The 16,641-nt window shown below is 59.5% G+C and carries 15 protein-coding genes and 2 pseudogenes; 11 read left to right on the top strand and 6 right to left on the bottom strand.

What is annotated here, in order from left to right:
• Positions 1-26: 26 nt before the first annotated feature.
• Genes ACSJDS_RS09220 through ACSJDS_RS09240 form a run of 5 tightly spaced genes read right to left on the bottom strand, consistent with a single transcriptional unit; the run spans position 27 to position 5,339 of the window.
• The gene (locus ACSJDS_RS09220) at positions 27-2,852 is read right to left on the bottom strand and encodes an ATP-binding protein (RefSeq protein ID WP_473033006.1); all 2,826 of its coding nucleotides are present in this window, start codon (positions 2,850-2,852) and stop codon (positions 27-29) included.
• Positions 2,842-3,450, bottom strand: a complete 609-nt coding sequence (locus ACSJDS_RS09225) for a DUF4194 domain-containing protein (protein ID WP_473033007.1) — start codon at positions 3,448-3,450, stop codon at positions 2,842-2,844. Before ACSJDS_RS09225 ends, ACSJDS_RS09220 begins: the two co-directional genes overlap by 11 nt.
• Entirely contained in the window at positions 3,447-3,932 is a 486-nt protein-coding gene (locus ACSJDS_RS09230; RefSeq protein ID WP_473033008.1) for a DUF3375 family protein, read from the bottom strand. Before ACSJDS_RS09230 ends, ACSJDS_RS09225 begins: the two co-directional genes overlap by 4 nt.
• Positions 3,886-4,905, bottom strand: a complete 1,020-nt coding sequence (locus ACSJDS_RS09235; RefSeq protein WP_473033009.1) for a DUF3375 domain-containing protein — start codon at positions 4,903-4,905, stop codon at positions 3,886-3,888. The genes ACSJDS_RS09230 and ACSJDS_RS09235 overlap by 47 nt, the downstream gene beginning before the upstream one ends.
• A 32-nt stretch (positions 4,906-4,937) precedes the next feature.
• On the bottom strand, positions 4,938-5,339 hold the full coding sequence (locus ACSJDS_RS09240) for a hypothetical protein (RefSeq protein ID WP_473033010.1): 402 nt from the start codon (positions 5,337-5,339) through the stop codon (positions 4,938-4,940).
• A 154-nt stretch (positions 5,340-5,493) separates the two neighbouring features.
• Here ACSJDS_RS09240 and ACSJDS_RS09245 point away from each other — a divergent pair.
• From ACSJDS_RS09245 to ACSJDS_RS09290, 10 genes and pseudogenes are all read left to right on the top strand, one after another.
• A pseudogene (locus tag ACSJDS_RS09245) lies at positions 5,494-5,619 on the top strand (sigma-70 family RNA polymerase sigma factor); the annotation flags it as partial.
• Between the two features lie 98 nt (positions 5,620-5,717).
• The gene (locus ACSJDS_RS09250; protein ID WP_473033011.1) at positions 5,718-6,044 is read left to right on the top strand and encodes a sigma factor-like helix-turn-helix DNA-binding protein; all 327 of its coding nucleotides are present in this window, start codon (positions 5,718-5,720) and stop codon (positions 6,042-6,044) included.
• A 1-nt stretch (position 6,045) separates the two neighbouring features.
• Positions 6,046-7,065, top strand: coding sequence for a FecR domain-containing protein (locus tag ACSJDS_RS09255; RefSeq protein ID WP_473033012.1), 1,020 nt, complete (start codon positions 6,046-6,048; stop codon positions 7,063-7,065).
• 90 nt (positions 7,066-7,155) lie between these two features.
• On the top strand, positions 7,156-7,434 hold the full coding sequence (locus ACSJDS_RS09260) for a hypothetical protein (protein WP_473035101.1): 279 nt from the start codon (positions 7,156-7,158) through the stop codon (positions 7,432-7,434).
• A 92-nt stretch (positions 7,435-7,526) separates the two neighbouring features.
• Positions 7,527-9,611, top strand: coding sequence for a TonB-dependent siderophore receptor (locus ACSJDS_RS09265; RefSeq protein WP_473035010.1), 2,085 nt, complete (start codon positions 7,527-7,529; stop codon positions 9,609-9,611).
• A 266-nt stretch (positions 9,612-9,877) separates the two neighbouring features.
• The gene (locus tag ACSJDS_RS09270; protein WP_473033013.1) at positions 9,878-10,792 is read left to right on the top strand and encodes an ABC transporter substrate-binding protein; all 915 of its coding nucleotides are present in this window, start codon (positions 9,878-9,880) and stop codon (positions 10,790-10,792) included.
• A 127-nt stretch (positions 10,793-10,919) separates the two neighbouring features.
• Positions 10,920-11,450: a sigma-70 family RNA polymerase sigma factor gene (locus ACSJDS_RS09275; protein ID WP_473033014.1), complete on the top strand. Its 531-nt coding sequence runs from the start codon at positions 10,920-10,922 to the stop codon at positions 11,448-11,450.
• A gap of 2 nt (positions 11,451-11,452) precedes the next feature.
• The gene (locus ACSJDS_RS09280) at positions 11,453-12,436 is read left to right on the top strand and encodes a FecR domain-containing protein (RefSeq protein WP_473033015.1); all 984 of its coding nucleotides are present in this window, start codon (positions 11,453-11,455) and stop codon (positions 12,434-12,436) included.
• A gap of 86 nt (positions 12,437-12,522) precedes the next feature.
• The gene (locus ACSJDS_RS09285) at positions 12,523-12,750 is read left to right on the top strand and encodes a hypothetical protein (RefSeq protein WP_473033016.1); all 228 of its coding nucleotides are present in this window, start codon (positions 12,523-12,525) and stop codon (positions 12,748-12,750) included.
• The gene (locus ACSJDS_RS09290) at positions 12,723-13,916 is read left to right on the top strand and encodes a TonB-dependent siderophore receptor (RefSeq protein WP_473033017.1); all 1,194 of its coding nucleotides are present in this window, start codon (positions 12,723-12,725) and stop codon (positions 13,914-13,916) included. Before ACSJDS_RS09285 ends, ACSJDS_RS09290 begins: the two co-directional genes overlap by 28 nt.
• A gap of 298 nt (positions 13,917-14,214) precedes the next feature.
• Here the strand turns inward: ACSJDS_RS09290 and ACSJDS_RS09295 are convergent, their stop codons facing one another.
• Positions 14,215-15,573: an IS1380 family transposase gene (locus tag ACSJDS_RS09295; RefSeq protein WP_473033018.1), complete on the bottom strand. Its 1,359-nt coding sequence runs from the start codon at positions 15,571-15,573 to the stop codon at positions 14,215-14,217.
• Positions 15,574-15,670: 97 nt separating this feature from the next.
• Here ACSJDS_RS09295 and ACSJDS_RS09300 point away from each other — a divergent pair.
• Positions 15,671-16,483 (top strand): annotated as a pseudogene (locus ACSJDS_RS09300) (TonB-dependent siderophore receptor); the annotation flags it as partial.
• Positions 16,484-16,641 lie beyond the last annotated feature (158 nt).

The following is a 16,641-nucleotide window of genomic DNA, read 5'->3' on the forward strand; positions in this document are numbered from 1 at the left end:
GGAGTACTCCTCGCTTTCCGAACCGGTCAGCGCCCCTTCGGTGCAGGCGCGCAGCGACTCGCGGAACTCGCGTACCTCTGGGTCCGGGTCGGTTCGGCCTGCAGACGGATATAGCGGTTGGGGTTGTAGTCGATGGCGTGCAGCGAGCGGTTGATGGTGTCGATGCGCTCGCGGATCAGCTCGCGCTCCTGGTTGAGCTTGGCCTGGAAGCCGGCCACCTCGCGGATGGTGTTCTCCTTGAGCAGCTTGCGGAAGTCCGCTTCGAAGCGCGGCAGGTCGTCGCTGATCAGCTGCTCGAGCATACTGCGGTATTCGTCGCCGGAGGCGATGCTGACATCCACCTCGCGGGTCTCCAGTGGCCACTCGTTCTGGTAGCTGCGCATGGCGTCGATGATGCGCTCGCCAAGGCGCTTGAGGCGTTTCTCCTCGGCGTCGATGCGCCCCTGAAGCCAAGTGCGCATCTCGCGCTCGGCATTGTCGCAGGACTCCACGGTCAGCCGCCGCTCGGGCAGGGCCTCGGGGCGTAGCGCGTCGAGGCGGGGAAAGTCGCTTTCGCGCACCGTGGCAGCGGTACGCTCCACCAGGGCTTCGGCCTCGGCCTGGGCGTCACCGGCCTGATCGTACTTGAGCCGTGCAGTGGCGCGTTCGTCGCGCAGCCCGGTCAGGCGCGCGTCCTGCTCCTTGAGCTCTGCTTCCAAGTCGCCGAGCTGCTGCTGGAGCAGGCGCAACGTATCCGAGGTCGCCTCGAGCGACTGGCGCTCCTCCTCGAGTCGCTGGATGAGCAGCGTCGGGGTGTGCCAGTCAAGCTCCTGAAAGTGGCGGTAGACATCGATCCGGTGGAGCAGGGTGCCGCGGGTTTCCAGTTGCTTCTGGGTCTCCTGGGCCTGGCTCAGGGTGTCGGCCAGATGCTGTAGCCGTTGCTGCAGCTGATACTGCTGCTGTTCCAGGGCGGCGATCTTGGCCTCGTTGCTCCAGCCCAGCACGTAGCGAGCGCGGTCATTGATGGCGTGGCGGTCGTCCTTCTCGTGGCGCTCGCCTTTGGCCTTGATCTGGCCGCTACGGGTGATGGCGCGTTGCTCGCGGCGCAACTGCGCCAGGTCGCGGCAGCAGGCGTAGTCGAAGCGGCGGGCGAGCTCCTGTTCCAGCCAGGCGTAGAAGTCGGAGTCTGGCCGTACGGCGAGCTTGCGCACCAGGGAGTCCGGGTGCAGCTGCGGCAGGCCGGCGCCTTTCGGCTCGCGCACCCGGTAGTAGACCAGGCGTCCACGCAGGTGTGTGCGGTCCACCCACTCGGCGACCTCCTGATAGTGTGCATCCGGCACCAGCAGCGACAGACCGAAATTGTGCAGCACGCGCTCGATGGCGCCCTCCCAGTCGCGCTCTTCATCACGCACCTGGATCAACTCACCGGCAAAGGGCAGCGACTCCACTGGCAGCCCGGCGCTCTCGCACAGCCGCTCACGCAGTGCCAGCATGGCGGCAGGGATGTTGGAGCGACGCTGGCGTAGGGAGTTCAGCTCGCGCTCGACCTCCTCGACACCCTCGCGGCCATCGCGGAAGGCGACCGCCGCCTCGGTTACCGCGTTCTGGGCCTCGGCCTTGCGGTCCTCCAGGGTCTCGAGGGCGTGTTCCACCCGCTGGCGGTTCTCCACAAACACCGCCTCGTCGCCCAGCGGATCCAGCGCTAGGCGTCGGGTCAGCTCCTGGTACTCCTCGGCCCGCCGGCGGCGCTCATCGGCCCGCTCGCCCTGATCCTTGATCTGTCGCTTGAGTTGCTCCAGGCGGTCGCCGCCGTTGTCGGCAATGGCCTGCTTCAGCTCGTCGCGCTTGGCCTGGTGGTGCTGTTGCTCGCTGGCCAGCGCCTCAATACGCGAGGCCAGCCGTTCCAGCTCCCGCTCCAGCTTCTCCCGCCGCTGCTCAAGCAACTGTGCCTTGATCCCGGCGAACCAGGGTTGTAGCGCCTCGCGGCAGGCGGTGAGCTCCCGGGCCTGGTCGCTGGCCTCGGCGTAGCGGTCCAGGTTGTCGACCATCGGCTGCAGGTCGTCGATCTGCGCCTTCGCCTTGAGCACCGCCTGATGGGCGCGGTCAAGATCCTCGAAGTGGCGGATCAACGCGTCGATGCGCTCCTCTACCGCGAAGGCTTCCAGCATGTGCCCGCGTACGAACTCGGTGAGATTGCCGACTGATTTCATCGAGACCGTCTGGTTGAACAGCTCCAGGGCCTGCTCGCTGTCGAGACCAAAGCGTCGGCGGAAGGCCGCCCCATAGGGCGGGAAGTGGTCGAACAGCTCTGTGTGGGGCAACTGGCGTAGGCGCTTGCGCAGGGCGTTGAGGTCGCTGCCGAAGTTGGCGAAGTCCTCAGTGATGGTCAGCGGCCGGTCGGCGACCACGTAGCTGCGAGCGGGTTGCCCTTGGCTATCGCGCAGCCAGAACAGCTGGGCCAGGGTGACGTGCTGGTCGTATCCGGCATGATAGAACTGGGCGAGAATCACCGAATAGCTATTGAAGTCGCGCAGGGCAACGGGCTTGGCGGCCAGGGCGCCATCGCCGCGCTCTGTCTTGTAGTAGCCCAGCACGTAAGAGCGCAGGCTACGCTCGCGCTGTTCGGCGCCAGCGGCCTTGTTGTAGGTGATACGCTGGGCGGGTACCAGCAGGGTGGTGATGGCGTCTACCAGCGTCGACTTGCCGGAGCCGATGTCGCCGGTGAGCAGGCTGGTCTCGCCATTAGGCGCCAGGTGCCAGACCCGCTGATGAAAGGTACCCCAGTTATAGACCTCCAGGCGCTGGAGGCGAAACCCGCTGTGCGAGTCGCCGCCGGCGAAGTCGAACAGCGCGTTCTGCAGGTTATCCGTCATCGTTGTCATCCAGGTGCTGGCGGTAGTCTGCCAGGCGTTGGTCGAACTCGGCGAGCCACTGGGCGTCGACGAAGGCGGCGAGAATGCGGCGCACCTCGAAGCGCTCCTCCTGGCCGCGCAGCCGGCGCAGAAAGCCCAGTTCCACTACCCGTTTGATATGGCTGTCCATGCGGCTCATCAGGCGCACTTCATCAGCCGTTTCGGGCAGGAACAGACGCATCATATCGGCGATCTGCTCACGGGAGAGAATCAGTCGCGGATCGCCGCCGGTGGCGTCATGCTCGGCCAGCTTCTTGCGCAGCAGTGCCAGCAGCAGGCTGACCGGGTAGCTGAGCTGGCGTCGTGGTACTAGGCGCGGCAGCTCCTCCTCACCCTCCTCGGCCGGGCGCTGGCGCAAATAGGCGTAGCCCTCGGCTTCGTCCAGGATCAGCTCCAGCCCGAATACACCGGCATGGTCGCGTACTTGCGCCTGGAGTCGCAACAGATCCTGCCACGCTCCGGCCTGGTCATCGCGGTAGAGGACGCCTTTGAACAGCAGGATCAACACCGGAGACAGCGCCGGTTCGCGCTCGTTGGCTGGGGTGCCGGTCTCGTTCATGGGTGGGCTCCCTGGTGGCCACTGACGAAGATCACCGCAGGCAGGGCGGCGCGGCGCTGCTGGCCCTGGTCATCGGTCCAATACACGACCTGCTCCTGCGTTTCATCGACGAGGCCCAGTCCCTCCCCGGTGGCCAGGCTCAGCCAGGTCACCAGCTCCGCCAGTCCCTGCTCCAGTGGATGCCGCTGCAGCAGCGCCTCCAGGCTGATCTGGCGCTGGGTCTGCAGCGCCTGGCGTAGCCGGGCCCGCAGCCGCTCCTTGTCCACGTAGACCTGCTCGAACAGCGGGTCGGCAGCGATGTCTGCGGTTCCCCGCTCAAGCGGTGCCTGCTCGATATGCGGCTTGATGGGAGGGCTGAACAGCGGCCGGTCCATGGCCAACTGGACATCGGGGGCCGGCGCCTCCACGGCCATGAAGGGGGCGCCGGGCATGGTCTCACGCACCGCCAGGGCGTGCTGTTCCAGCCCGCGCAGCAGATCCATGATACGCCGGTTCTCCAGCCAGGCCTGATCGTCCAGATAGCGTCGCAGCTGCTCGGAGAGTCTCAGCCACGGTGCGCTGGGTCGCCTCCCCGGCGGTCAGCCAGTCGTAGTGGATACGGCGCAGCCTCGGGTCGGGATTCAGCTCAGCGACCGGCTCCAGCGACAGGATCGACTCCAGCAGTTCAGTGAGCTCTTGCTGGCGGTCGGCGGACATCAGGAAGTCCCAGAAGGCACGAAAACTGCGGCCCTGATCGGAGTCTGTGATGGCATCACGCTGGCCCAGTACCTCCTCCAGTATCGCAGCCTTGCCGCCCTCCCAGGTGGCGATGCGCTCGCGCACCTGACGGTCCAGGTCGCGAAAATTCTGCTCCACCTGGCGGAAGTCGGCCAATAGCGCCCGAGCCGTCTCGGTGGCCTGAAGAAAGCGCTCGCGCAGCCGCGAGGGGTCCATAAACGCCATATGGCCTGCACGAATCTCCTCGATCTCTGCGTCAATGGCGGCGCGGCGGCGGCTGAGTTCGGCAATCCGTGCCTCGGGATCCGTTTCGCTGTACTGGGAGATGTCCCGCAGCAGGTCGAAGACCAGCTTCAGCCGCGACTCCGCCCCCACGAAGGTGCGCTGCTCAAGCCCGGCCAGCCACTGCACGGCTTGCTCGACGGCAGGTACCAGATCGTAGTGCGGCTCGTCCGAGTCGGCGGGAAAATAACGCCGCAGCCAGCCGCGCTCATCGCTAGCCCAGGTATTCAGATACTCCCGCGCGGGCTTGGGGAAGTGCCCTTCGCCCAGCCTCAGGCGGAGGTGGAACAGATAGTCTTCCAGCGTTGCCGCCAGCTCCTGCTCCGGCAGGCTGCGCACATTGGGCTCGATAAAACTGCGATGCACGAAGGCAATGATCAGCGGGGCGTGATCGGCCAGCAGCAGCCGCCAAGCAGGGTGGTTTTTACGTAGACTGGCGAGGTAGTCGTAGTCCATGCGGTTGGATTATGCCTGACGACTAGCGGCACTTACCAACCCAGCCAACCACGCAGCCGCTGGCGAGGAGATGAGGAGGCGGCGCTGGTGCGCTGGGTGCGACTCGAAAGTTGTGCGGTAGCTTCCTTGAGCGGTGCCATGATCGCCGAAAGATGGTGCTGGCAGAGTTGCCGGTTGAGGGCCGCGGGGCACTGTGCCATCAGCAGGCCACAGTGGTAAATGGCGGTATCCAGCGGCTGGTTGACCTCTTTGAAGGGTGCCGCCTCCTGACGGCAGCGCTGCAGCTCACCGAGCAGCAGACGCAGCGTCTGAGCATCCAGCCAGCAGGGCGTGTCGTCCCCTCGCGGAGAGGTGGCGACCGAATTCCGGATCGCCTGGAAGGAGACGTGCAGAAAAACGCATGTGTAGTAAAGCTGGGAGCGTTCCGCGTTCATAGAGCACCATAGGTCATCTCAATGAGACTGATTTGCATTCTGGTCCTTGGTAGCGGTTATGTCAAATGCCCAAGCGGAGGGTCGGACAGCCGTTGACAGGCCTGGCCATTTGAAAAAGAATAAGAATCATTTTTGAAAAGACGATGGAAACGCCATGTCGGCACACCGCCCGGCCGAGACTGTGGCCTATCACACCTCGAATCGAGCCTCTCTCGGACAGCTCTATTACCACCACCAGCCCTGGCTGCAGCGTTTGCTGTGCCGGCGGCTCGGCTGTGGCGATACCGCCGCCGACCTGGCTCAGGACGCCTTCGTTCGCCTGCTCAAGACCCCCGCCATTTCGACAGTGACGAAGGCGCGCGGGCCTACCTCAGCCGCATGGCCAAAGGCCTGTGCGTGGACCACTGGCGCCGGCTCGACATCGAGCGAGCCTGGCAGGAAACTCTCGCCACCCGTGCCGATGCCGGCCTGCCCTCCGTCGAGCACCAGCAGATCGTCATCGAAACCCTATGCGAGATCGACCGTATGCTCTCTCGGCTACCGGAGAAGGTGGCGACGGCGTTCCTGGGCTCTCAGCTGCAGGGTAAGCCTTACCGGCAGATTGCCGAGGAGTTGGGCGTTTCCGAGCGTATGGTCAAGAAATACATGGCCCAGGCCATGCTGCAGTGCGCGCTAATCGAAGCCGGGTTCGAGGCCAGCCTCTAGCATGGCGGGGGATGCCCACAGCACTGACGAAGCGGCGCAGCGGCAGGCGCTGAGTGAGGCCGCCGAGTGGTTTGCCGAATGGCAGGCGGGCGGGCTCGCTCCCACTCAGCGTGAGCGCTGGCAGGCCTGGCACGATGCCAGCGATACCCACCGCTGGGCGTGGCGGCAAGTGCAGAGCGTGAGTCGGCGCTTCAGCAATGAGCTCGGCGAGTCGGAGCGGCAGCATGCCACCCAGGTGATTGGCCAGGCTCGCCAGCGGCGGCGGGGCCGGCGCCACCTGCTAGGCGGCTTGGCCAGCCTGGCCATGGTGGCCGTGCTGGTGGGGACTCTATGGCAATCGACGCCGCTAACCCAATGGGTGGCCCGCTGGGGGGCCGACTACCGCACCGCTACGGGCGAGATCACCCACATCGTGCTGGACGACGGCACCCAGGTGTGGCTGAACAGCGCCTCGGCCCTCGACGTCGACTACGACGCAGAGCGGCGGCGACTGGTGCTGGTGGCCGGCGAGGTGCTGGTGGTCACCGGCGAGGACCCGCAGCGGCCGCTGTATCTCGATACGCGTAGCGCACGGCTCACGCCACTGGGCACCCGCTTTAGCGTTCGTGAACGGCCAGACGACGAGCTGTTGACGGTATTCGAAGGCGCCGTGGAGATTCGCACCGCCGGCCAGGCGGGCCAACAGCAGTTGATCGAGGCCGGCCAGCAGGCCAGCTACTCCAGCGCAGGCATAGCGCCGCCGGATACCGCCCAAGGCACTCGGGAGGCCTGGGCCAGCGGCATTCTACTGGCCGAAAATCTCACCCTGTCGGCCTTCGCCGAGGAGCTTGGGCACCACCATTGGGGCAGGATTCAGGTCGATCCCGCCGTCGCCGACCTGACCTTGCTGGGAACCTACCCCCTCCACGACCTGGAGCGTACCCTGAGGATGATGGAAAGCGCGCTGCCGGTGCAGGTTCAGGTGCATCGCGTCGTGCCGGGGTGGATCAGGATCGAGGCTGGCGCAAAGGCAAGCGAGTAAAAATTTTACTCTGCCCGGTTCCCCTTTTTTCGGCTGGTTCGATTCCTGAGTACAAGCTCACGAAAACAGCCACAAGGGGAACCGATCCATATGACCTACAAGCCCTCCTCGATTCAACCGCCATTGCGCGCTCGCCGGCGCATGCTGGCAATGGCCATTCACCTTGCCGCGGCGGGGCTGGTGGCTATACCCACGACAGCGCTGGCTCAGCAAACGAGCCAGCAGCAAGTGCAGCAATACGACATCCCCGCCGGCCCGGTCAGCACTGCACTCAACCGCTTTGCGGCCCAGGCCGGCATCTTTATCAGCGGCGCCGGCGAACTGGGGAAGGGCGCCAAAGCCCAGGGCTGCAGGGCCAGTATGGAGTAGATGGTGGGCTACAGCGGCTGCTGGCGGGCACTGGCCTTGCCGCGGTGCGGCAGGGTGATGGGGGCTATCGGTTGGAGGAGAGGTCTACCGATGTGGAGCTGCCTCTGGTGCGAGTGGAAGCTGACTGGCTGGAGCGTTCCGCCGTTGGGCCCGATAAGGGTTACCGGGCCCAACGCAGCTTGACGGCAACCAAGACAGATACGCCGTTGTCCGAGACACCACGCTCTATTTCGGTGGTGACAAGGAATCAGATTGATGATCAGGGGGCTCAAACACTGGAAGATATTCTGGAGTATGTACCTGGTGTTAACAGGTACAGCTATCCTGGTGGCGAGTCTCTGGCTGGGGATATTTTCTACATTCGTGGCATGAACCAACGTGATTATGGTTACGGTACCTATCGCGATGGCCTACGCGTTCAGTCCAATGCCTACGCTACATCGGCTGAGCCTTATGGCCTCGAGAGGGTCGAAGTGCTTAAAGGGCCGACAGCGATTCTATACGGCGAAAACGTACCTGGTGGAATGGTGAACTTGGTCAGCAAACGACCTACGTATGAACCTCAAGGAGAAGTCAATATTAGCTATGGAAGCCATGATCGCAGGCAGTTATCTTTTGATGTGTCGGGTGCTCTAAATGGAGATGGCAGTGTTCGTGGTCGAGTAGTGTCTTTGGTTCGCGATGCCGATACGCAAATCGATAGCATGGGGGATGACCGAGTTTACTTTGCCCCCTCGTTGGCTATCGATCTAAGCGACAGGGATACCCTGACACTGCTGGGGCAGTATCAAGAGGATAGTACCCAGATGCAACTGGGGTTGCCTGCGTCGGGGACGTTGCTTGGCAATCCTGCTGGGCAATTAAGTACCGATACCAACTTAGGTCGCACAGATTGGGACTCGATTGATCGTGAGTTTTGGACGCTGGGATACGAATACGAGCATCGCTTTGGCGACGATTGGACGTTCCGCCAAAACTCGCGTTACACGCGCTCTCAAGTAGACCGACGGGAAACTTGGTTGCAGTATGTCGATGCGGGTTATAGCTCTAATATTGGAACATATAGCCTTGATCGATCCAACGAGTCTAGAATTTATTCAATTGATAACCAGGTGGTGGGTAATGTGACCACTGGTGTACTTGAGAACACATTCCTGTTCGGTGCCAGCTTTAACAAAACCTCATTCGAGGAGACTAGGTATGCTAGCGACTTCGCCAGTGGCGAATTCGAGATTATCGATATATTTAATCCCCTGTATAGCAGTGAAGCTCAGACCTCCAACTTGTCTAATGATGGCGATCTTAAGCAGGAGCTGACCGGGAGCTATGCTCAATGGCAAGGAAAATGGGGCGGTTTCAACGCACTGGTAGGTGGTCGTTACGACTGGGCCGTAAGTGAATACGATGACTATACTGACGCCAGCGACGATACTCGGCGCACTGAAAGTGCATTCTCCTGGCAAGCAGGGATAATGTATCAGTTCGGTAACGGAATATCCCCCTACGTTAGTTATTCTACCACCTTTGTGCCGGTGCAGCTTATAACAGAAGGTGATTTTAAGCCTATTACTGGAGATCAGGTCGAGGTCGGGATAAAGTATGATCCTGATGGCTGGAATACTACGATGACGATTGCTGCTTATGATATTAGCAAGAAAGATGATGTTAGCTACGAGGCAAGCACTGGAGAATATCGTCAAGTGGGAGAGACGCAGTCCCAAGGGGTAGAGGTGGAGGTCAAGAGCGATATTAATGAAAGCCTTAACTTAACTGCTGCCTATAGCTATATCGATGCGAAAATCCTCGAGGATGCCGGCTCGCGACTCGAAGGTAAGCAAATAAGTGGGATCCCTCGCCATCAGGCATCTATCTGGGCTAATTATAGATTTCGTCAGGGAACGCTTAACGGCCTGAGAGCGGGTCTCGGGGTTCGTTATTTGGGAAAATCCCACGGATATTCGATGGAAAGTTTAGACTATGGAACGCTTGAAACAAATGATGAGATACTAGTCGATGCATCTATCGGCTACGAATTTTCCGATAACTGGAGCGCGAAACTTGATGCCAAGAACCTTCTTGACCGTGAATATGTTGCCCGCTGTAACAACGGAGGACTTTGCTACTGGGGTGCCGAGCGTACCGTGAGGGGACCGTCTCTTACAATTGGTGAAACGTAGATTGTAAGGAGTCGCACCGCTTCTCTTAAGGGCGGTGCGATGCCTGTGCTCATTCAGTTAGAGGATGTTTGTTTCTTGTGATTGCAACGCTAATTGTCGAGTATTGGAAGGCCCTTAGAGTTTTGTCTTGTAGAGTGAAAGTGAGCACTTGCTGTTGCATTTGTATTATCATCCATGGTGTCAACCACGGTCTGTGTTGGACGTTGGGAAAAGAATTGACGAAGAGTTTTCATCGCCGTTTGAGCTGCCTTAAAAGAGTTTTCTTGGTGTTGATCTTACTGGCTGGATGGCTGGCTAGTGTTGCTTCGATGGCAAGTGGCAATATTAACGAACCACCAGTGGCAGCGTTTGATTTTGCAATCGCCGAGACACTCAGCGCGATCGACCGTCCTCCTAGATTTTTAGCGGGGCTTAAGGGGTACGAAACATACTATCGCCAAGATGGAGTTATTCCGCATACGACTAATCTGGGTTTCCGCTTTCTTCCTAACTATGAGCTTCTTGCAAGTCTTCCACCACAGCATATCCTTATTTCTCCTCCCGCTCATGTGAATTTGATGCCAAGTCTTAGAAAAATTTCTGATGTCAAAGAATATCCGATTTATAATTTTTCTGAGCAAGCAGGCGATGGTCAGAGCGATTGGATGACGGTTGAGGAGATGACACTTAGGCTTGGTTTTCTTGTCAACAATTCCACCGTATCACAACAGTATATAGAGGCAGTAAATAGCTACTTTGACGATTTAAAAAGGCAGCTTGCTGGCATAGAATATCCTCTATTAATGGTGCGATTGGTAGATGAGCGCCATGCACGTATATATGGCAAGGGAAGCCTGGAAGGTATGGTGATGAATCGCCTTGGCCTTCAGAATGCCTGGCAAAGAGAGCTAGGACAATGGGGATCTACGACTGTCAGTGCAGAGATGCTTTTTAATATAAGTGCTAAAATTATTTTTCTTGAAAGTCCTTATGATCCATCTGGTGGACAGGGAAAGCTACTTTCTGATGGCCAATGGAGACATTTGACAGCCGTGAATGAAGGCAATTATACAGTTATTCCTATCAACTACTGGTCTTGGGGTGGATTTCCCTCCGCCCTGCGCTTCGCTGAGGCCCTGGTCGAGGCATTGGAGACAAGCACTGTCCCTGGGGATGGGCCCATCTGTCGTGCCGAGCCTTGATCTGGCGCTTACCGCCTTGAACCGTCAGGGCGGCTCAAGATCAAAGGCGAGGGCTTGTATCCTCCTGGGTCTCTCAATATTATGACAATAATTATCATTTGCATAGTGCTGAGGCCAGAAGGTCGCCATGTCATCTGGGAACTACCCGCTGCGCGAGCAGGTGCATACCCTGTATTCCGACCATCACCGCTGGCTGCTTGGCTGGCTGCGCAGTCGTTTGGGCTGTTCGCAGCAGGCCGCGGATTTCGCTCAGGATACCTTTGTTCGCATCCTGGGGCGTGACGACGCTGAACGCCAGGTCGAGGCTATCCGTGAGCCACGCAGTTTTCTGGCGACCATCGCCAATCGGGTCCTGGTCGATCACTTCCGCCGCCATGCGTTGGAAAAAGCCTACCGGGAAAGCCTGGCCCAGCAGCCCGAATCGGTTGCCATTTCGCCAGAAGAGCAGGCCATCGTGCTGGAAACGCTGCACGAACTGGATGCCATGCTCAGCGGCCTGGGCAGCAAGGTGCGCCGCGCCTTCTTGTTGTCCCAGTTGCAAGGTATGCGCTACGCGGATATTGCCCGTGAGTTGGGCGTATCGCTCAGTTCGGTCAAGAAATACATGGCCAAGGCCACCGAGTCTTGTTTGCTCTATGCGCTGGAAGCGGAGCTGTAACGTTGTCTGCCACAGCCCCCCAGGAACTGACCCGGGCTCGGCGGGAGGCCCTGCAAGCGGCTGCGCAATGGTATGCGCGCCTGTGTTCGGAAGAGGCGGGTCCAGAAGACGAGCAGGCCCTGCAGCGGTGGTTAGGCAGCGATCCACTGCATCAGTGGGCTTGGCAGCGGGTAGATCAACTGCAGGCCCGGCTGGGACGAGTGCCGGGCCACCTGGCGCTGAAGACACTGGAGCGTGCCGACCAGCACGCCAGTATGAGCCGTCGCGGCGTGTTGAAAGGTCTCGCATTGCTGTTGGGCACGGGGACGCTTGGCGTGGCTGCCTACCGCCACGCCCCGGTGGAGCACTGGCTGGCGGACCACCATACCGCTACCGGTGAGATCAAACAGCTGACGCTGGATGATGGTTCCACCCTGATGTTGAACACCGCCTCGGCCGTGGATATCCATTTTGACGCCAACGAGCGCCTGGTGGTGTTGCGCGAGGGCGAGATCATGGTGACCACCGCCAGTGATAGTGCCGAAAACCCGCGGCCTTTCATTGTGCAGACGCCGCAGGGTAGGGTGCGCGCTCAGGGGACGCGTTTCTCGGTGCGAATGCTGGAAGCAGAAACGCAGGTCGCTGTGTTCGAGCATGGTGTGCAAGTGACGACTCGCGCGGGGGCGCAAAACCTCTGTGCTGCTGGCCAGCAGCTCACGTTTACTACCGACGCCACGTCACCACCGACGAGCCTGGTGCCTACTGATGACGCCTGGACTCGCCAGATGCTGGTGGTGCAAGACATGCGTCTGGATGCCTTTATCGCCGAGTTGAGCCGCTATCGAGCGGGTGTTTTACGCTGCAGCCCCAGCGTCGCCCATTACCGCATCACGGGCGCTTTCAGGGTAGACGACACCGACCAGGCACTGCATGCACTGACCAAGTCCTTCCCGGTATCGATCAATTCCCGCACGCGGTACTGGGTGGTGGTGGACGAGAAAGAATAATTTTTGCCAATGGCGGTACTTTTTTGTCCCCCGTTCGACCCACTGGTGAAGAACGCACTCTTTTGCTGCTCACCAGAGGGGACCCCATGCACGATATGACGCTAAAAAAATCACGGCTCACCCAGGCGATTGGCGGTGCAGTGCTGTGCTCCGGGCTATTACTGCCCGGCGCTCTGCTGCCGCTGATCGCTCATGCCGAGCAACAAATGCAACAAAGTGCGCAGCATTTCGACGTGCCTGCCGGTGACCTGGGCCGTGCCCTCGCCACTTTGCCGCCGATTCCGGCGTGGTCATCTACTTTGACGCCAGCCTGACCGAGGGTAAGCAGACTCACGGGCTATCCGGTGATTACAGCGTGGAAGGTGGGTTACGGGCACTACTCAGCGGCAGTGGGTTGTCTTTACTCAAGGAACCCGATGGTAGCTATCGGTTGGAGGAGCGGTCTACCGATTTAGCGCTTCCTACAGTGCGTGTAGAAGCGGATTGGATTCAGGAGACGGCCACGGGGCCGGTAGAGGGATACCTTGCCACGCGTAGTGCCACTGCCACCAAGACCGATACGCCGATACTTGAGACACCGCGCAGCATCAGCGTGGTGACTGCTGAACAGATCAATGATCGAAAGGCGATATCCGTAGAAGAGGCCGTGGCTTATTCTTCAGGCGTCAGTGTCGGTGGTTCGGGACTGGATCCTCGATTCGATCAGATCAGGATTCGCGGCTATGCCGCCACCTCGAATGCCGATTATCTCGATGGTATGCGTCAGCCAAATAGTGGATGGCTCTCGTATTTTGCTAGCGATCCCTTCGCTCTCGAGCGTATCGAGATCCTCAAGGGGCCTTCTTCGGTGCTATACGGACAGATCAATCCTGGTGGAATGGTCAACCGAGTCAGCAAGCGTCCCAGTGAAAAGGCAGTGGAACAGGTCGAGCTGCAGTATGGAAACAATAGTCATGTGCAAGGTCAGTTCGATGTCGGAGGGGCATTGAATGAGAGCGGGAGTGTGCTCTATCGCTTAGTAGGTGTCGTACGCGATGCCGATACTGATATTGAACAGGTGCCTAACGATGTCGCATTGCTGGCGCCTTCGCTGAGCTGGAAGCTGAATGAACGTACCGATTTGACTATCCTGGCACAGTATCAGGATCGTGAAACCGCCGGATCTCCGCGGCCGTACCAAGCTGACGACGTTCTCACCGAGTTCTGGTCCGGCGACGAAGATTTCGACAAACTGGATCAACAGCAGGCATTGCTCGGTTACGAATTCGAGCACCGTTTCAACGATGCCATCCGTTTTTACAATACTCTGCGCTATGGCATGACGGATACGACCAATCAGTACACATCGGCGACCTCGACGGGAAATGGGAACGTTCTCGACCGAATCGCTTGGGGGTTTATGAAAATATGGACTCCGTTAGCACGGATACTCGTTTGGTATCAGAGTTCGATACGGGCGTGCTGGAACATACCCTGTTGACGGGAATCGACTATTCCTATCTAGATTTCGAGGTCGAGTATGCGATGGGATCCGCACCCTCTATCGATAACCTGAATCAGTGAAGTCGGCGCCGACACTTCCCCTATCACCGCCAGTGCGCATTTTTTGACCTCCGATTCCGTCTCAGCCGCCGAACGCATACCTGCCATGGCCGACCAGGGCGGCGTCGACCGGCGACGGCAGCCCGTTTTGACATGCATTTCTACCCGCCGGGCACGGTGATGCTGGCTGCCGGTGACCGTCAGCCCTCTGCGTGATGTCGTTGTCCGACAGACGATCAGCATGGTGTGCCTCGGGGATAGCGAAGGCGGCATCGCAGGGTGTTCAACACCGTCATGCGCCCGATGTCCTGCCCGAAGTCGAGGATGACCTGCCGTGCCTTGTGGATCACGAGAGCCGCGCGATGTACCAACTCTTGGAGCACGGTGCGGATCCGGCGCCGCTTGGCGGGATGGCGCACCGGGCTCAGCTCGCCGGTCATGCCCATCTGGCCCATCAGCCGCAGGATGTTGTAGGCCAGCTGGGCGAGGTGCAGAATCAGATCATTGGTGGCGAACTTTCCCGACGGCAGCCGCTCCAGGTCGAGATCGGTCTTGATCTCGCTGTGAAACTGCTCATGAGTGGCATGCGCCTGGTAGCGTTTGATCACCGCCTCCGGCGCCTCGTCCAGGCTGGTCCACCAGCCTTCCAGCTCATAGTCCGGTTCGAGCAGTAACTGGCCATCGTGATCGGCGGTGCGCTCCACCAGACGCATCACGCGCTTGAGCTCGTACTCAGACCGACCATCGCGGATCGAGACGGTCTGCGTCCATAGTGCCTGGCGCTTTCCGGGGCGCAATTCTTCCCGATAGTCCGCCGCCACGGCCAGCCAGGTGTCCTGATCGGCCGTGGCCGAGTCCCGCGGGTTCCATTTGACGAGGTAGTCCAGCTGGCGGCCTTCCTCGGCAAAGGCCAGCCGCTGCCGTTCGAGAAGGGCCAGATGCGCTTGGCTGTCGAAGCCGCTGTCCTCACGCAGCAAGATAGGTCGCTCGGTCAGGCCTTGGGCGCGGGGCAGCACCCGCTCCAGGAAGGCGTTGCTCTCCTTCATGGTGTGCTGCTTGCCGGGACGCAGTTCCAGGCCCAGACACCACCCTTCGTTGCCCAGGTAGGCGGCGATTGGGGTGTAGCCGTCGACCTTCTTGTAGGTCCGCGAGACGCCTTCCTTCTTCGAGTTGCTGTTGTCCATGACGAAGGTGTCGATGTCGAGGCAGACATGTGTCGTCTCGGCGGTGATCGGTGCCTCCACCAGCGACAGCAGGGTGGTGGACCAGGTGGCGGTGCGTGCCTGCAGGTCGTTGGCGGCAAGCTTCTCCAGCCGCTGTCGCAGCGTCGCCGTGCTCGGCACCTTCTGCAGGGTCAGCAGTTGCTGGAAGGGCTTGTCGCGACGGAAGTTTTCGATGGCATCATAGTCGCTCATGCCCAGGCACAGCAGGCCCAGGTAGCTCTTGACCACGTCGCTGGTGCGCATGCCCAGCGTGGTGGGGAAGCGGCTGTCGATGCTGTCGACGCCGGCGATCTCGAAGCACTGCCCGATGATGGATAGCCCGGCGTGGCTGGTAAGGGTGCGGCGACTGGCGCGGAATTTGACGTTGGGCATGGCACTGTCTGGGTGAATGGCGATATCAGGTATATTGCCATGCAGGTCAGTGGGTTAGAAGCGCTTCAGGGGGCAGCCTCACGGATTCAGGGATAAGCGAAATCCCGACTATCGGCAGAATATTTCTCGTCCTGATACCGTTCTGACCGATCAACACGGTACTTCTCATCGCACTGGCGTCTACCTGAATGACCAGATCAACATGGGACGGTGGCGGCTCTCGGCTGGTTTGCGCCGCGACTGGGTCGAGTCAGAAACTATGAATAATCTGACTCAGGAAAAAAGCAAGAGTGAGAACCATCAGACTACGGGGCAGCTTGGGGTGCTTTACCTTTTTGATTCTGGCTTGGCGCCTTATATCAGTTATGCTCAGTCGTTTCTGCCTCAGAGTGGTACCGGTGCCGATGGTAAGAACTTCAATCCGACGGAAGGTGAGCAAGTCGAGCTTGGTATCAAGTATCAGCCGCCTGGCAGCCGAACGATGTTGACCGCATCTGTCTACAATCTGGTTCAAGATAATACTCTGACATCGCTGCCCGGCACTGCTTTCAGCGTGCAGAAAGGGGAGGAAACATCGAAGGGAATCGAGATAGATCTGACTTCAGAGGTCATTGACGGTCTCAAGGCGACTGCCAACTATTCCTTTAACGATGCGAAAGTTACCGAGAGCAACGACGGTGATGTAGGCAATACGCCCACTCTGGTTCCGCGCCACCTGGCCTCTCTTTGGATGGATTATACCGTTGTTAGTGGTTCACTTCGTGGTTTGGGAGTCTCCGGTGGAGTTCGCTATGTGGGAAGCAGTTATGCCAATAGTTCCAATACCGAGAAAAATGAGGGCTATACCGAGATCGATCTTGGTACGAACTATCAGTTCAGTGGTTCCTGGAAGGAGTGGAGTTGGGAGTGAACGTCAAGAATTTGACGGACGAGCGAAACATCGTCTGCGATGCTCCCGGGTTTGACAGATATCAATGTAAGTTATTGATTTTTAGTGATTTTGGTTTTCTTGTAGTGACACGTTTTGGCCTTCAGAGTTGCCATCTTGGCTAACATCACAGTATCGTG

It is taken from the genome of Halomonas sp. SL18_1 (assembly GCF_055755715.1).

Excerpts from the sequence above, each read along its gene's own strand:
- ACSJDS_RS09240 (WP_473033010.1), bottom strand. The coding sequence starts at position 5,339 with ATGAACGCGGAACGCTCCCAGCTTTACTACACATGCGTTTTTCTGCAC.
- ACSJDS_RS09230 (WP_473033008.1), bottom strand. The coding sequence starts at position 3,932 with ATGGATCTGCTGCGCGGGCTGGAACAGCACGCCCTGGCGGTGCGTGAG.
- ACSJDS_RS09255 (WP_473033012.1), top strand. The coding sequence starts at position 6,046 with ATGGCGGGGGATGCCCACAGCACTGACGAAGCGGCGCAGCGGCAGGCG.
- ACSJDS_RS09275 (WP_473033014.1), top strand. The coding sequence starts at position 10,920 with ATGTCATCTGGGAACTACCCGCTGCGCGAGCAGGTGCATACCCTGTAT.
- ACSJDS_RS09235 (WP_473033009.1), bottom strand. The coding sequence starts at position 4,905 with ATGGACTACGACTACCTCGCCAGTCTACGTAAAAACCACCCTGCTTGG.
- ACSJDS_RS09260 (WP_473035101.1), top strand. The coding sequence starts at position 7,156 with ATGACCTACAAGCCCTCCTCGATTCAACCGCCATTGCGCGCTCGCCGG.
- ACSJDS_RS09285 (WP_473033016.1), top strand. The coding sequence starts at position 12,523 with ATGCACGATATGACGCTAAAAAAATCACGGCTCACCCAGGCGATTGGC.
- ACSJDS_RS09295 (WP_473033018.1), bottom strand. The coding sequence starts at position 15,573 with ATGCCCAACGTCAAATTCCGCGCCAGTCGCCGCACCCTTACCAGCCAC.
- ACSJDS_RS09220 (WP_473033006.1), bottom strand. The coding sequence starts at position 2,852 with ATGACGGATAACCTGCAGAACGCGCTGTTCGACTTCGCCGGCGGCGAC.
- ACSJDS_RS09250 (WP_473033011.1), top strand. The coding sequence starts at position 5,718 with ATGGCCAAAGGCCTGTGCGTGGACCACTGGCGCCGGCTCGACATCGAG.
- ACSJDS_RS09225 (WP_473033007.1), bottom strand. The coding sequence starts at position 3,450 with ATGAACGAGACCGGCACCCCAGCCAACGAGCGCGAACCGGCGCTGTCT.